This window comes from Kaarinaea lacus (genome assembly GCF_975902315.1).
This window is the reverse complement of sequence record NZ_CDLKIE010000068.1, coordinates 1-15,715: the sequence shown is the minus strand read 5'-3', so window position 1 is coordinate 15,715 and position 15,715 is coordinate 1. Positions and strand designations below refer to the sequence as shown.

Annotated in this window: 16 protein-coding genes; 5 read left to right on the top strand and 11 right to left on the bottom strand. The window is 46.7% G+C overall.

All coding sequences use genetic code 11. The annotated features are described in order from the left end of the window. The first annotated feature begins 56 nt into the window (after nt 1-56). Nucleotides 57-1,148: a hypothetical protein gene (locus tag ACWVCM_RS01575; RefSeq protein ID WP_455199943.1), complete on the top strand. Its 1,092-nt coding sequence runs from the start codon at nt 57-59 to the stop codon at nt 1,146-1,148. Between the two features lie 55 nt (nt 1,149-1,203). Here the strand turns inward: ACWVCM_RS01575 and ntrC are convergent, their stop codons facing one another. The 9 genes from ntrC to plsY all read right to left on the bottom strand — a co-directional run bounded on the left by ntrC (nt 1,204) and on the right by plsY (nt 10,361). Next, complete coding sequence (ntrC, locus tag ACWVCM_RS01570) at nt 1,204-2,637, bottom strand: nitrogen regulation protein NR(I) (protein WP_455199942.1); 1,434 nt, start codon at nt 2,635-2,637, stop codon at nt 1,204-1,206. Between the two features lie 49 nt (nt 2,638-2,686). Then, nucleotides 2,687-3,772, bottom strand: a complete 1,086-nt coding sequence (gene glnL, locus ACWVCM_RS01565; RefSeq protein WP_455199941.1) for a nitrogen regulation protein NR(II) — start codon at nt 3,770-3,772, stop codon at nt 2,687-2,689. 314 nt (nt 3,773-4,086) lie between these two features. Next, nucleotides 4,087-4,632, bottom strand: coding sequence for a hypothetical protein (locus ACWVCM_RS01560; RefSeq protein ID WP_455199940.1), 546 nt, complete (start codon nt 4,630-4,632; stop codon nt 4,087-4,089). A 201-nt stretch (nt 4,633-4,833) separates the two neighbouring features. Then, entirely contained in the window at nt 4,834-6,243 is a 1,410-nt protein-coding gene (gene glnA / locus ACWVCM_RS01555; RefSeq protein ID WP_455199939.1) for a glutamate--ammonia ligase, read from the bottom strand. A 181-nt stretch (nt 6,244-6,424) separates the two neighbouring features. Continuing rightward, nucleotides 6,425-7,618 (bottom strand): cation diffusion facilitator family transporter, encoded by a 1,194-nt coding sequence (locus ACWVCM_RS01550; RefSeq protein WP_455199938.1) that lies wholly within the window; start codon nt 7,616-7,618, stop codon nt 6,425-6,427. Beyond that, nucleotides 7,608-7,844 carry a sulfurtransferase TusA family protein gene (locus tag ACWVCM_RS01545; RefSeq protein WP_455199937.1) on the bottom strand — a complete coding sequence of 79 codons (237 nt, stop codon included), beginning with the start codon at nt 7,842-7,844 and terminating at the stop codon, nt 7,608-7,610. Before ACWVCM_RS01545 ends, ACWVCM_RS01550 begins: the two co-directional genes overlap by 11 nt. After that, entirely contained in the window at nt 7,841-8,884 is a 1,044-nt protein-coding gene (locus tag ACWVCM_RS01540) for a hypothetical protein (protein ID WP_455199936.1), read from the bottom strand. The genes ACWVCM_RS01545 and ACWVCM_RS01540 overlap by 4 nt, the downstream gene beginning before the upstream one ends. Nucleotides 8,885-9,035: 151 nt before the next feature. Further along, nucleotides 9,036-9,572, bottom strand: a complete 537-nt coding sequence (locus tag ACWVCM_RS01535; protein ID WP_455199935.1) for a hypothetical protein — start codon at nt 9,570-9,572, stop codon at nt 9,036-9,038. A gap of 192 nt (nt 9,573-9,764) precedes the next feature. Continuing rightward, complete coding sequence (plsY, locus tag ACWVCM_RS01530) at nt 9,765-10,361, bottom strand: glycerol-3-phosphate 1-O-acyltransferase PlsY (protein ID WP_455199934.1); 597 nt, start codon at nt 10,359-10,361, stop codon at nt 9,765-9,767. A 136-nt stretch (nt 10,362-10,497) separates the two neighbouring features. On the opposite strand from plsY, the gene folB reads away from it, so the two are divergent. From folB to ACWVCM_RS01515, 3 genes are all read left to right on the top strand, one after another. Continuing rightward, on the top strand, nt 10,498-10,863 hold the full coding sequence (gene folB / locus ACWVCM_RS01525; RefSeq protein ID WP_455199933.1) for a dihydroneopterin aldolase: 366 nt from the start codon (nt 10,498-10,500) through the stop codon (nt 10,861-10,863). A 10-nt stretch (nt 10,864-10,873) separates the two neighbouring features. After that, entirely contained in the window at nt 10,874-11,371 is a 498-nt protein-coding gene (folK, locus tag ACWVCM_RS01520) for a 2-amino-4-hydroxy-6-hydroxymethyldihydropteridine diphosphokinase (protein ID WP_455199932.1), read from the top strand. A gap of 194 nt (nt 11,372-11,565) precedes the next feature. Then, nucleotides 11,566-12,780, top strand: coding sequence for a GGDEF domain-containing response regulator (locus tag ACWVCM_RS01515; RefSeq protein ID WP_455199931.1), 1,215 nt, complete (start codon nt 11,566-11,568; stop codon nt 12,778-12,780). 9 nt (nt 12,781-12,789) lie between these two features. Here ACWVCM_RS01515 and ACWVCM_RS01510 read toward each other — a convergent pair whose 3' ends face one another. Both ACWVCM_RS01510 and ACWVCM_RS01505 read right to left on the bottom strand, forming a co-directional pair. Then, nucleotides 12,790-13,380 carry a DUF938 domain-containing protein gene (locus ACWVCM_RS01510; protein ID WP_455199930.1) on the bottom strand — a complete coding sequence of 197 codons (591 nt, stop codon included), beginning with the start codon at nt 13,378-13,380 and terminating at the stop codon, nt 12,790-12,792. 22 nt (nt 13,381-13,402) lie between these two features. Beyond that, nucleotides 13,403-14,182 carry a pteridine reductase gene (locus ACWVCM_RS01505; protein ID WP_455199929.1) on the bottom strand — a complete coding sequence of 260 codons (780 nt, stop codon included), beginning with the start codon at nt 14,180-14,182 and terminating at the stop codon, nt 13,403-13,405. Nucleotides 14,183-14,286: 104 nt separating this feature from the next. On the opposite strand from ACWVCM_RS01505, the gene ACWVCM_RS01500 reads away from it, so the two are divergent. Then, entirely contained in the window at nt 14,287-15,498 is a 1,212-nt protein-coding gene (locus tag ACWVCM_RS01500) for a class I SAM-dependent methyltransferase (protein ID WP_455199928.1), read from the top strand. Nucleotides 15,499-15,715: the final 217 nt, after the last annotated feature.

The following is a 15,715-nucleotide window of genomic DNA, read 5'->3' as shown; positions in this document are numbered from 1 at the left end:
CGCGCGAATAATAATTCTTCAGTCTAATTGTTCAACTTTCATTTATGGGGAAGAAAATGAATAAAGTAATTTTAGAAAGTTTGGCCGTTGTATCAACAGTAATTCTGGTAGGTTGCGCTAGTGAAACCAAGGTTGAAGATAACACACCACAAAATCCTACCGCCGTAATTAAGGCAGAATATGTGATTAATGGTTACCTGTTGCCCGATGCACGAGGAAAGCAGACAGTTTACACGCGAAGCGACCGGCGGCGTATAGATCAAAATATTGATTATGATTCCTGGGTTTCCAGTACATTCTTTGGCGGTGGTGAAATGACAGATATCGCTCGTCTTGATAAAAATTTAATCTGGCTGGTGAATGTTGAGGACAAAAACTATGTCGAGTGTCCTATCAAAGGCTGTGCTCCTAATATACTGTCGATGCTGGGAGCACCGGAAACCGGTGATGAACCAGCACCGCAAGACCCCAACGCGAATCCAGTTGCATGCACTACAGAGATGACGAAACATGAGTTTACCGTCGAATCAACAGGTGATACACGGGATTTAAATGGTTTTCGGGTTGAAAAGTACGACGTCAATTGGCGTGTTGAATTTAGCGACAAAGAAAAACGTATGGACAAAAATAATCTGCATATGGAGCTGTGGACCACTGCGCCAACTGATACTATGCAGCAAGCCTGGAAACTGCACGCTGATTTTCAGGAAGGTTATTTAGAGGCTACAGGGATGAATGATAATCCTTTAGGCAAGTTTGTCGGGCAGCAGGTCTACATGGCCTTAGCTGCATTTACGGGTGACACCAGTAAAGAGGGTAAAGATTATAAAACAGCAGCCGGCAAAGAAATGGCCAAAATCAAAGGCTATCCTGTTTCAATTAAGATGGAGCTTTTCTCAGACTCTAAAGCTTGTCCGAAGCCTAAAGAAGAAGAAAAGAAAGCCGAGTTTGATATAAACGATCCAATGAAATCGGCTCAGGATATGTTAGGCGGTTTCTTTTCCAAAAAAGCCAAGGAATATGTTGAACCCAAAGCGGGCGATCCGATATTTCGTTATATCTATGAAGTGAAAGCTGTCGAACTAAGTAAGGAGCGCGACAGTACCTTTAACGTACCGGCAGGTTTTAAAATGATGGATCGTAGTTAATTCGTATTGTTGACTGAAGTTTAAGTTACTTTTATTACGCGAGGGGTAGCATTTGCTACCCCTCCGTTTCTGCCACAGATTCTTGTTTTGATTTTTCCATCCCCAGTTCTTTAATCTTACGGGTTAAGGTATTGCGACCCCATCCAAGTAGTTTGGCGGCATCCTGTCTGCGACCACCAGTGTGTTGCAGAGCGGTTTCTATCATGATTTGTTCAAAGCGTGGCACCGCATTGTGCAGTATTGTTTGCTCCCCCGATGCCAGTTGCTGGTTTGCCCAGCGTTTCAGCGCGTTTTCCCAATCAGTGTCATCACCAGTCTTTTTGGTTTCTTCCAACAACTCCGGCGCGAGGTCTTCCATATGAATAATCTTTCCGGGAGACATCACGGTTAACCAGCGGCAGGTGTTTTCTAATTGACGAACATTACCAGGCCAGTCAAGCTGTGAAAGATAAGTCTCTGTGTCTTTATCTAACTGCTTCATTTCCATATTTAGTTCTTTTGCAGCCAGTTCCAGAAAATGTTTCATGAGCAGGGGAACATCTTCCTTGCGGTCCTTTAATGGTGGCATATGAATGCGAATAACATTCAGACGGTGGAACAGGTCTTCGCGGAAATTACCGGCCTGTACTCCCTGCTCCAGATCCTGGTGCGTGGCAGCAATAATGCGAACATCTACTTTAATGGGCGTATGCCCGCCGACACGGTAGAATTCTCCATCGGCGAGTACGCGTAACAGGCGGGTCTGCAAATCAGCTGGCATGTCGCCAATTTCATCCAGGAATAATGTGCCACCGTCGGCTTGTTCGAAACGGCCTTTACGTTGACTTTGTGCGCCGGTGAACGCCCCCTTTTCATGGCCGAATAATTCAGACTCCAGCAAATCTTTTGGAATGGCCGCGGTATTCAGGGCAATGAATGGATTGCCGGCGCGTGGACTATGTTTGTGTAATGCTTTGGCGACTAATTCTTTACCGGTTCCCGATTGCCCGGTAATAAGTACCGTAATCTTTGAGCCGGACAAGCGGCCTATAGCGCGAAAGACTTCCTGCATCGATGCGGCTTCGCCAATGATTTCGGGTGTTTCTGAATCTTCAACAGCTGGTGAGGCTTCTTGCTGGTTTATTGAGTGCTGAATTGCCCGGTTAACCAGTTCAATGGCATCATCGACATCGAACGGCTTAGGCAAATACTCAAAGGCACCGCCCTGGTAAGCAGACACTGCGCTGTCCAGGTCAGAATGAGCCGTCATGATAATAACGGGCAAATCTGGTGCTTGCTCGTTTAGATGGTTTAATAATTCCAGGCCATCAATACCCGGCATGCGAATATCAGTGATTATCGCATTAGGTTTGCGTACAGTGATCTCCTGTAAAACTTTTTTTGCATTTTCGAATGTTTCCACTTCCATATCCGCCTGCTTCAGAGCCCTTTCCAGAACCCAGCGTATGGAGCGGTCGTCATCAACGACCCATACGGACTTTTTGCTCATTGAATCACTTATGTTTGTTGCAGCTGTGCTGTTCATGCGATGTTACTCACTAATATGTTTGCGAATTTTTAAATGGTAATAGCACGCTAAATACGGTGCGTCCGGGTTTACTTTTGCATTGAATAATCCCGCGGTGCTGTTGGATCAATGTTTGGGAAATTGATAGCCCTAATCCACTCCCATCGGCCCGGTTGGTGACCATGGGGAAGAATAGTGTCTCTATCATGTCTTCCGGTATTCCAGGTCCATCATCAATAATATCAATTTGGCAAACCAGCTTATGCCGCGTTTGACCAATGGTAATCTGGCGCCTGGCCCGCGTTTTAAACGTTATCTTGCCTTTGTCGCCGACTGCATGTAGCGCATTCACTGCAATATTCAGCAACGCCTGAATCAACTGGTCCCGGTCAGCTTCCACGTCGGGTATACTGGGGTCGTAGTCGTGAACGATTTTCACTTGATCTGGTTTGTCCACGTTAAGGAGTTGGGTTAAGTGTTCGGTGATTTCGTGGACATTAATAGATTCGCGTTGCGGCGGTGTGTTGGGGCCTAATAGTCGATTGACAAGGTTACGCAGTCGATCAGCTTCACCAATGATGATGTTGGTAAATTCTTTTAAATCTTCATTGCCAAGTTCACGTTCAAGTAACTGGGCGGCACCACGTAAACCACCCAGTGGATTTTTTATCTCGTGGGCGAGGCCGCGCACCATGGCGCGCAGCGCATTACTTTGAGCAAATTGATGCTCATCGCGGGGGATGCGCATACCTCGGTTCATGATATTTAACTCAATTAACATCAGTCGTTTTTTGGTATTCGATTTATCTTTAGTGTCAAGTAAGGGTGTAACTATACAGTCCGTTGTGATCACTCGACGATTTAATAACGTGAGTTCCAGTTCACGTTCAGTAAAAGGATTTCCAGTATTTAGTGCCTGGCGAATTTCATCTGTGACGTGCTGGTTGCTGGAAAATAGTTCATCAATGGTTGTCCCCTTCAGGCGATGTGTACTGGCGTCAAAAAGTATTTCTCCAGCCGGATTTATATATTCGAGCACTAAATCTCGATTCAGCAGAAGCACAGCACTGGTTAGCCCTTCTACAATTTGTTTATATATTTCAATGTGTTGTATCACTTCCGGCCCTTTATTGAATAAATAGCAATTTCCAAACCAACTTTACTAATTCAGAGTATTCCCCAGAATTACCTCTTTATTTTGTTTAATAAGTATTTAAAATACAATGACATAGGACAAGACAGCGCGCTGTTGAATTGCACGTTATCGCCAGGTATTTTCGAGTTTGTGCTATTTGCGGGCAAAACGTTGCACAATAACATGCATTATTGCACTAATATGGTGCGCCGTGGGAGTGGAATGAAAAATTTTAGCGCATGCAGCGCTTTTGCAAAGCAAAATAACGGCTTGGAGTGCAAAGTAAGCCTTTTTATCTAGCGCCTGAGAACGTGCATTGTGATGGGGCTGGAACTGGCAAGTACGGAACCGTCCCTGTCTTGCACTTCTACGTTAATGGACTGTGTGCCGCGCTCCAGATTTTTTAGTTCAAATTCTGTGGTTTTGCCCTTCTGGTGAACTTCGCCGTTAATGAGTACTGCATACCGGTGTCCAGCTTCAACGTCCAGAGCAGGTTGTGATGCGAGTTTGATCTGGAATATACCGCCGTTGGCACGTACGCCCTGATCATCCTCAATATTCATGATAGTAACGGCCACATAGGCGGTGACAGGCTTCCGATCTTCAGATTTTGCCTTTTGTTTTGAGGAACTGCTCGGTGATTCAAACGTAGTCACAGCGGGTGGCGTTTTTGATTCAAATTCCATTGCTGGTGGGGGCACGCTGATGGGCTTATCGCCGGGATGCTGTGGTACGTCGGCGTATTTGATGACATTGCCTTCTTCGTCAACATGCTTGTAGACCGCCGCTTCTGCAAAAAAAGTAAGCGTTAACAACGAGATAATTAGAATCAGATTTTTCATACCAAATAGATTAGCTAGTATTATTGAGAAAACAATGACCTGAATGCTTTTTTATTAAATTTATAGACATCCATCAAACGTATTGGTTTATTTCTCCCCAATAAAAAACGCCCCCATCCTGGAGGCGTTTTTATTTTCGAGCATAGCTCACTTACTTACTACTGCGATTGCAGTATAGCGCCGGAACGCCAATCACAGAGCTTACAGACTGTAGTACAGGTCAAACTCAACGGGGTGAGTTGTCATGCGCAGTAAAGTAACTTCTTCCATTTTCAGGTCAATGTAAGCATCGATCATGTCGTCGGTGAAGACGCCACCAGCAGTCAGGAAGGCACGATCGGCGTTTAATGAATCCAGCGCCTGGTCCAGTGAGTAGCAGACAGTTGGAATTTCTGCTTCTTCTTCAGGCGGTAGATCGTATAAGTCCTTATCCATTGCCTCGCCCGGATGGAGCTTGTTTTGAATGCCATCAAGACCCGCCATCATCATTGCAGAGAAAGCCAGATAGGGATTGGCCGTTGGGTCTGGGAATCGCACTTCAATACGACGACCTTTAGGATTAGGATCGTACGGAATACGAATCGAAGCAGAACGGTTACGGGCAGAGTAGGCCAGCATTACCGGTGCTTCAAAACCCGGCACCAGACGCTTGTAACTGTTGGTAGACGCATTAGTAAATGCGTTTAATGCGCGGGCATGTTTAATGATGCCACCAATGTAGTACAGGGCGGTTTCAGACAGACCACCATACTCATTACCAGCGAAAATGTTTTCACCATCTTTACCCAGTGACTGGTGCACGTGCATACCACTACCATTATCACCCACTAATGGCTTAGGCATAAACGTCGCAGTCTTGCCGTAAGCGTGGGCAACGTTATGTACGACATACTTGAGGATTTGGTTGCCATCAGCGCGTTTCACCAGAGTATTGAAGCGCGTACCGATTTCACATTGCCCGGCAGTGGCCACTTCGTGGTGATGAACTTCAGTCTCAAGGCCCATTTCTTCCATCGCCAGACACATGGCAGAACGAATGTCGTGTAATGAATCAACAGGAGGAACGGGGAAATAACCACCTTTAACGCCTGGACGGTGACCAATGTTACCGTCTTCATAAACGCGCTCGGAGTTCCACTCAGATTCTTCAGAATCGACCTTGTAGAAGGCACCGCTCATGTCAGCGCCCCAACGTACGTCGTCCAGGATGAAAAATTCAGGTTCAGGACCGAAGAAGCAGGTATCTGCAACGCCGGTGGATTTCAGATAGGCTTCGGCTCGCATGGCAACGGAGCGGGGATCCCGTTCATAACCCTGACCGGTAGAGGGTTCAACGATGTTGCAGCGCAGGATCAGAGTGTTTTCATCTGAAAACGGATCCATAACAGCAGTATCAGGATCGGGCATTAAAATCATGTCTGACTCGTTGATGCCTTTCCAGCCGGCAATGGAAGAACCGTCGAACATCTTGCCGTCGCTGAAAATATCTTCGTCAACGACATGGCTGGGGACTGAGACGTGTTGCTCTTTCCCACGGGTATCTGTGAAGCGAAAATCAACAAACTTCACATCTTTTTCTTTCATCATGGATAAAACGTCACTTCCGGACATTACGAACCTCCTCAATCAAATAGATGGGTAATATTTGCTGTTATGAAATCTTTTAGTACAAATGCCTCAGAACACTGCTGTCCGTGGGGCAGATAGTGTGCCACGGAAAAACTCTTTGTAAAACAGGAACGTCTAATGCGAACGACAGTTAAAAGACCCTGGTTGCACTGTATTGGTGCGTTTAGTAAAACAGGATCCTGGTATCAGCGATATTCTGGACTTCCATGCTCGCTTGGCGAAGCCTTTTTGCGACCTTTTGGGCGTGCTGCTGACTTTCCATCTTGTCGAGGGGTAATGTTAACTCCACATGGATTTTCCCGTCCAGATAATGAAGGGTGATATTGTCAATTATTTGCGCTTCCGGAATATTAGACCAGCAGGATTTCAGTGCGTTAATGACATTGTGGCGCAGGGGCAGGTGGTCACTGCGGGCCATGACTTCATCATCTTCGGGGTCGATGTGCACCATAACGTCGGTGACATCATCGACCTGTTTGACCACTTGCGCACGGACTTTTTCACCAATTTGATGGCCCTCGGAGACGCTCAATTTGGGGTTCACCAGCACATGGACATCCACCAGGGCTTCTCCACCCATACGCCGGGTGCGCAGACTGTGTAATTCACGCACACCATCGACGTCCAGGATGGTTTCATTGATGGAGTCAACTGTTTCCGGTTCCAGTGCCGTGTCCACCAGTTCCCGAACACTTTGAACACTCAGGTCCCATCCAATCTTGATAATCATTGCAGCCACGCCGATCGCTGCAATGGCATCAAGATAATAAAAACCCAGCATGGTGCCGCCAACACCTGCCAGCACGATAATGGACGATATTGCATCACTGCGATGATGCCATGCATTGGCTTTTAGCATATTGGAGTTATATTTGTTGCCTACATGGATCGTGTACTGGTAAAGAAATTCATTGGCGGCGATGGATATTGCAGCAACAACCAACGCCATCATGCCGGGGTGCATCAGTGATTCCGGTTCGAGTATTCTTCTTATAGCGTCAACGGCAATGCCTCCGGCTACTACGATGAGCAGTAAACCCAGGCCAACTGTCACAACAGTTTCAAAGCGGCCATGGCCGTAGGGGTGTTCTTCATCCGCCTCACGATGTGAATGTTTTGCGGCAAACAGTACCAGCCCATCACTGATTAAATCAGATAAGGAATGGATGCCGTCAGCAATCAATGATTGCGATTGTGCGATATAGCCGAAAAGTATTTTAATAAAGGACAGGAACAGGTTTATTGCGGCGCCAACCAGCGTAACTTTTTTGGTTTCTTTGTAGCGGTCAGTGCTGGTCAAACCACTGCTGTTTTTTTCCGGGAGACCGTGGTGATGGTGGTGATGTTTATGCCCCAAGCCCTTCTACCTCAATAGTTATTGTTATTTCGTCGTTATCGTTTTGCATGTCCAGTACTTTATGGCCATTAATGCGTGACCACATGGGAATATCGTTTAGTGCGCCCGGGTCTGTGCAAACTACGGTTAATAGATCGCCTTTTTCCAGATCCTGTACCGCGTTTTGCGTACGAATGACTGGCAAGGGACACAGAATATTTCGTGCATCAAGATGATGTTCACTCATACATGCCAGTCCTGTGGAATATCTTCCTGTTTTAATGGTGTCACCGATAGTTGTTCTACGTCACCATTGGTGTGATGGATAGCGATATCTACATGGTCAGCATCACGCCCCTGGCTATAACGTGCAACCAGTTGCGCGGCCAGGTGTAAGTCGTCTTTACTGGTTTCACCATCCACCAAAGCAAGAGGGCCTCCATGACTCAAGGTGCGCAAATGCGTAAAGGACTTTCGATAGCCTTCCAGAAATCTGGTCTCACCTTCCTCGCGGCTAATAATAATTTTGAAATTCGAACGTGGACGCAAATGGCGTCCCACTTTTAATAGCATGATGTCGTCCAGTTCATAGTCCCGTTTTCCGCGTGTTTGCCACAAGTCAGCGAGTTTTTTGGAATAGGATTCATCGGTAAGAAAACAACAGCCTCCTGCTGGCTGTGCATATTCCTTGATGCCGAATTTTTCCGCCAGCGCCATTTGTGGTTTACGGCTTCTGCCTGCAAAGTCGTATAGTGCGTCACGATCAAGCCAGCCTTCACGTTCTGGTAATGTGGGGGGTAATTTTTTTGCGCACAAGGGGCGAACCAGCAAGTCGCCGGCGCCTGATTCTTTTTGAATGACCGGCAAAGTGTCTTTACGCTGCGACATGGGCCGTTGTCCCATGACTTCTCCCGTAATAATAAAATCAAACTCGTGTTGTTGAATCCATTCGTAAGCTTTGGTAACCATAAAACCTTTACAGTCCAGGCAGGGATTCAGGTTGGCGCCATAACCATGTTTGGGATTCAGTACCACGGTTTTGTAAGGTTCGATGACATCGACAATATGTAGCTTAATACCCAGTTGTTCTGCAACCCACAATGCATTGTTGCGTTTTGGTTTGGCCTTGTCTTTTTTACGAATAGCATGGGTGTGTCCTTCGACACAAAACCCGGTAAAGAAGTTGATACCTTCTACATGAACGCCTTGCTCCATAATCACCCTGGCAGCGAGCATGGAATCGAGCCCACCGGAAATCAGGGCAACGGCTTTACGTTGAATGGTCATGATCTGAGTTTACAGCTGGAAAATGGTTGTAAATAACTATGCTAGTAAAAAAACTAAGGTTGCCAAAATAATGCCCGTTGCGTCGACGGGCGTTATTTTAGCGCATCTGGCAATAATTTGCTGTTAACCAGCCAGAGAATTTTTCGGTGGATTAATGTTTTATTCGGCTGGTAATCGTAGAAGTGAAAACGGCACTTTCAGCGACTTGCCTGGCAGTAGATTCGGGCATTTTGTGAGCTTTGGCCGTGCTATGCTGCTGATCACCCAGAGTACGCATGGCGATTAACAAGTCTCGGATAGAAACAAATGACTGTGACAGGCGATAATAAAGATCGGCGACCTGGTGCTCCACCACCCCGGAGAGGTGATGATAGGCGCCACTTCCCAGTTCAATAAAGTAGCTTTCACTGACGCGTTTCCGCCTGGCACGCCTGGGAAAAAAACCGGCGTGGATCAGGCAAACATCACCAACATCCCGTAGTTTATTCTGTTTGTGCTGCCCCGATGACAACAGGCTTTCTATATATTCCAGGGCGAGTATTTTGCCAGCAATGTCTGGTTTGCTGAGAAACCGCATTAGCAGGAACACCAGATAACTCTGTAATTCTTCGTCGAGGAATATGTTGGCAACGCGTTCAGCTTCGCATACCAGAGAATGCCATTGAGCTGTTGAGGTTGGATGGATCACTAGTTGGCGCATAGTTACCTAAGTAATTAATCCGCTTCATTATTTAGGGTATCGGCAGCCTGGTTTTGTTCCTTAAAAGCAAAATTAATAATCACCCAGTGGTGCAAATTCTGCAAGCACAAAATATGCGCACCTGGTTAAAATATGCTTGATAATCAGTGTCTTTGAATGCGCCGGTGGAAGATCACAGGCTCAGCGAATTGTACCTTCGGTGCCTTTTAGCAGGTTTTGGATATTGCTGCGGTGACGATATATGAGCATGACACTCATAATTACGGAGGTAATTAACAATGGCACATTGGTTTCTACCAGCCAGAAATACAAAGGAGCCAGGCAGGCTGCAGTGAGGGCAGCGAGCGATGAAATCTTGAAAAGCTTTGCCATTACGAGCCAGGTAGCCAATACCGCCAGCCCCACTATCCAGGATATGCCCATAATTGCGCCAAAGGCCGTCGCCACACCCTTGCCACCACGAAAAGAAAAAAATACCGGATACAGGTGTCCAAGAAAGGCCGCCAGACCGATAACGCCAAGATTTGCCGCCGTCTGGTGAAATGCGTATCCCATTAATACCGGAATCAAACCCTTGAGCGCATCTCCTGCCAGGGTAATGGCGGCGGCTTTCTTACCTCCAAAGCGCAACACATTGGTAGCCCCCGGATTTTGTGAGCCTTCGGTTCGCGGATCTGGTAACCCCATTAGCTTGCACACTATGATCGCCGTTGAGAGGGAACCCATCAGGTAGGCAACGATAACCAGGATAAAAAATGGGGAATCAAGTTCAAGCATAGTGATGGTTGTAATGCGATTTTGTCATGGGAGTGGTTGGATTCGTTGCTTTGAAATGGTTATAGTGTATCCGTTTTTAAATTATATGCCGTCATTATCAATGAGTGACCACCAATAATAAAGTACGGAAATCTGCATGGATATTATTTATCTCAATGATCTGGAAATTGAAACTATTATAGGGATTTTTGACTGGGAGCGTCGAGTCAAACAAAAGGTTCGTCTTAACCTGGAAATGGGGGCGGATGTTCGTAAAGCCGCCGCGACCGATAAAATTGAAGATACCCTGAATTATAAATCGGTTGCAAAACGCTTAATTGAGTTTGTAGAGGAGAGTGAGTTTCAATTAGTGGAAACTCTCGCTGAGCGCGTTGCTGACATCATAATCAATGAATTCAGTATCCCCTGGGTGAGAGTCAAAATTAACAAGCCGGGTGCGGTTCGATATGCCGGTGATGTTGGCGTGGTTATAGAGCGCGGGAATAAAGAACAAAACAGTTAAGGGCAGAGTTGTGACACAGGTTTATGTAAGCGTCGGCAGTAATATTGATCGCGAGTCCAAGGTGCGTTCTGGTGTTGCAGTGCTTGGCAATACATTTATTCAGCTGACTAAATCTTCAGTCTATGAAAGTATCGCTGTAGGATTTGAGGGCGATAATTTTTATAACCTCGTTGTAGGGTTTGAGGCGGAAGAGCCGCATCAGGTTGCCCAGATCCTGCGGGAAATTGAACAGGCGCATGGCCGCCACCGAAATGAAAAGAAGTTTGCGCCACGTACCCTGGACCTGGATTTATTATTGTTTGGCCACGAAGATTTGCATGAACAGGGTCTGGATGTGCCACGTACTGAAATCACTCGTTATGCTTTTATGCTTGGTCCGCTCGCCGAAATAGCGCCTCAGGAAATACACCCCGTGTTGCAGAAATCTTATGCAGCGTTGTGGTCTGAGTTCTGCGTAAACAATCCCACCGATGCAGACTCCATCTGGCCAATTACTTTTACCTGGTAATGTTTTATAAAACAGTGCATTAAGGTAAGGAATCAATTAATTAGCTTTGCCCGCCACAGGTAAATTTTACCGGGGTTTATCCGATATATTTCTGAATAGGATTCATATTTTATGAATTAATCGCTCGCACAATGCGTACTTCAGAGGATTAAACACCTATAATAAGTGCCATTGGTCAGGCAGGAACACAGGGCATGTATAACGGTAACGAAACCGCCAGTTTGTATTTTGAAGAACAGTCGGCGGATGACAACTTTTCTTCAAGGAAACCCAAGCTCTTGATTGTCGATGATTCGGCGACGATACGGGCGACTTTGTCTCGTGCTGTTGGCGATGAGTTTGATTCACTGGAAGCAACTAACGGGGAAGAAGCGTTGCAGTTGCTGATTGATGACCTTGATATTGACCTGGTAGTTACCGACCTGGCTATGCCGCGCATGGATGGCTACGATTTAATTACGCAAATGCGTGCCCATGAATCTTCTCGTTTGATCAATATGCCGGTTATTGTAGTGACGGGCGCCAACGATACCGCGGCGAGAGAAAAAGCTTTTATTGCTGGCGCCAATGATTTTATTGCCAAAACCAGCGACCACGTGGAGTTTCTCGCGCGGGTTCGCGCTCATGTCAAGCTCGCGCAAACTATCCAGGAGCTGGAGCAAAGCCGGCGTTACCTGAAGGAGCAGGCTGATACTGATCCGCTGACCAGGCTTGCTAATCGGCGTAGTTTCTTCGCTTCGGCGTCAACCAACCTCGCCCAGATGCAGCGCCAGAACGAACACTTCAGTATCATAATCCTGGATATCGACCACTTTAAACGCATCAATGATACGTACGGCCACCAGGCAGGCGATGCCGTGTTGCAGCAACTAGCGACGGTGCTGTCTACTGCCATCCGTGAAGGTGATTCCCTGGCGCGCATAGGCGGTGAAGAGTTTGTGGTGGCATCACCTTACACCAATCGCCTTGCGGCAATAGTGCTTTCTGAACGTTTGCGTAAAGCCGTAGAAGAGTCAGAATTTATTTATGAGAGTAATCGTATACCGGTAACTATTAGCTTAGGTGTCGCCTCCATGAATAAAGGTGGCGATGATGTTGATAAGTTGCTCGCGGTTGCAGATTCCCGCCTGTATTTAGCCAAACAAAAAGGCCGGAATCGTATTTGCGCTTCTGATAAAACTGGAAAAGCGGAACGTCTAATGGATCTGGATATGGTATGCCCGAAGCTGGACGAAGCCATTACCATGATCAAGCATGGTAATACGTTTCGACTGCAGCCCCACCTGTATGAATTGTGCGAGCAATTGATACCGATACTTGAGCTGGCCTGCCATCAGCAAACGGACCCATTGCTGGACATGGAAGCTATTAAGAAAGCAATCGAATCCCTGAAACAACCGGATCAGTAAGCGTCTTACTCAGGTTTTTTGCCACACCAGTATCCGGTTGTTAACCGGCATTTCATAATCGTGAATTAATTTTAGATGGTGCTGGCTGGCAATTTCATCCAGCGCTTCAAAGTTACGGATGCCACTTTTGGGATCGCGGGCTTTTAACCACTCGTCAAAATGAGCGTTGCTTTCACTGGTATACTTCCCGCCATAATTAAAAGGACCATACAGGCAGAACTTTCCACCGCTTTTAATCACGGCGCCCACGCCACGAAATAATTCCACCACTTCGGGCCAGGACATGATGTGTGTTGTGTTAGCGCTGAACACGCCATCATATTGCTCGGCGGGCCAGTGATGTTTCATGACGTCCAGCTCTAACGGAGGTAGTACATTATCCAGGCCGGCTTCGGTTGCCCAGGCAATGATACTGGCATGGCTTTCTGAAACGTCGCTGGGTTGCCATAGTACACCAGGAAGTTGTTCAGCAAAAAATACCGCATGTTGACCTGTTCCACTGCCAATTTCCAGGATGGTATGCGCGTCTTCAAATTCGGTTTTTAAAACCTGAAGGATAGGGAATTTGTTTTCGTCGCAGGATTCCGAGTAAGATTTCATATCGATAACCTGTTTTCTGTTGTTAGCTATTTAAGGAACGACCGCCATCGACATTGAGTACATGGCCTGTTGTATATATCGCATCACGAATCAGAAACACCACGGCTTGAGCTATATTACTCGGATCGCCGCGACGTTTCAAAAAGGTACGCGAAATAATTCGTTGTTTGGTTACCTCATCAATTTCACTTTCCGGCCACAGTATTGCGCCCGGTGCAATTCCGTTAACACGGACTTCAGGTCCCAACTCACAGGCTAGCGATTTGGTGAGCATTGCCAGTCCGGCTTTTGCCATGCTATAGATCGGGTAGCCTTTTAAGGGCCGGTCCGCATGGATATCGACAATATTAACAATACAACCATGCTGTTGCTGTAAATGGGGGGCAGCTGCCTGCGACAGAAAAAACGGCGCTTTCAGGTTAGTGCCAATTAAATCATCCCATTGTTCTTCATTAACTGTTCCAATGGGCGTCATATAAAAGCTGGATGCATTATTAACCAATACGTCCAGTTTACCCCAGGCGGCAACAGCATCTTTAATCACGGCCGGGAGCTTGGGGTAATCCAGAATATCTGCCTGTACCAGTACTACGGAATTTTCGCGTACTTCATTCAACTCATTTTGTAGCTGCAGTGCGCGATCACGTGAGTGGCGGTAATGCAATACCAGGTTGGCACCCAGTGCATGAAGTGTACGAGCTGTTTCTGCGCCCAGTCGATGAACACCGCCAGTGACCAGGATGACTTTTCCGGTTAGGTCAGAATTCGATGTGTTAGCAGCTGAGTCTGTGCTATTCTCCACGCCGTTACCCCTTTTGGTTTTGTCAGTAACACTGTAACCTAAAATAGCGAATAACGAAAACCACCGTTCAGTTCCGTAATACAAACTTTGTTGCCGATCGTTTCATGAATAGTAATCCGAAGACCATGAATTCGCTAGAAAAACAATTGCTTCAGTTTCCTGTGCCGGACAGGGATGCGCAGCAACACAGCCAGCGATTGATACAGTTGATCCTGGATGAAATCCAGCAACACGGAGGCCGTATCAGCTTTGAGCGTTACATGGCGTTGGCGCTGACGGCGCCAGGCCTGGGTTATTATGTATCGGGCAATCAAAAATTGGGTGCGAGCGGCGATTTTGTTACGGCACCGGAAATCTCGTCGCTGTTTTCCCGTTGCGTCGCGCACCAGGTTGCGCAGGTGCTCTCAGAGATGAGCGTAAATGGTGGCGCTGACTTGCTTGAGTTTGGGGCCGGTTCCGGCGTTATGGCAGCGGATATATTGCTGGAACTGGAACGACTGGATACCTTGCCTGACAATTATTTTATCCTTGAAGTCAGCGCGGAGCTAAAACAACGACAACAGAAAACCCTGCAAAACAAAGTTGCCCATCTCATGGAACGCATTCAATGGCTGGAAGCACTACCTCAATCCGGATTCAAGGGGGTGGTGCTGGCTAATGAAGTGCTGGATGCTATGCCGGTACATCGTTTCTATAAAGAGCAGAGTCAACTGGGTGAATTTTATATTGCCTGGAATGGACAGCAGTTCGTCTGGAAAAAAGACAATTTTAGTAACGAATACGTTGCATCGCGGGTGAAAGCGCTATCAGATTTGTTGCCTGACAACTATGTATCTGAAATAAACCTCGCCATGGATGCCTGGATAACATCGGTTGCCGAATTTATGGATCAGGGCGTTGTGTTGCTGATCGATTATGGCTTTCCTCAGCATGAGTATTACCATGCGCAACGTAATCAAGGTACCTTGATGTGCCATTATCGGCACCGGTCCCATGATAACCCGCTGGTCTATCCTGGTTTGCAGGATATTACCGCGCACGTAAATTTTAGTGCAGTAGCAAATGCTGCTGACGCGGCGGGCCTGCACGTTGCCGGCTTCAATACTCAGGCATTTTTTTTATTCGCCAACGGACTGGAAAGCCTGCTGCAATTTGTGGATGCCAATGACCCGGAATTTATGAAGTTATCGCAACAGGTTAAGACCCTGACTATGCCTGGCGAAATGGGCGAACTATTTAAGGTAATGGCGCTCTCCAAATCTTATAATCACGCGCTGCAGGGATTCCAACTACAGGATTTGCGTTCCCGGTTGTAGCCAGTAGCGATCGACTTAATTTATATTCAATTATTATTACAGGTATTGTTATGTCGGAAAAATTGAAACAAACACAATCTATGCTGGAAAAGCATCATGGTGACGGTGAAGAATTTGCCAGGTTAATGGAAGATACCTACGCAGGCAGGTTCAATGAAGCGTTTTGGAGTATGTGGGAAAATAAAATTCAGCCTGGATTGCCAGCAAATCCGGTTGT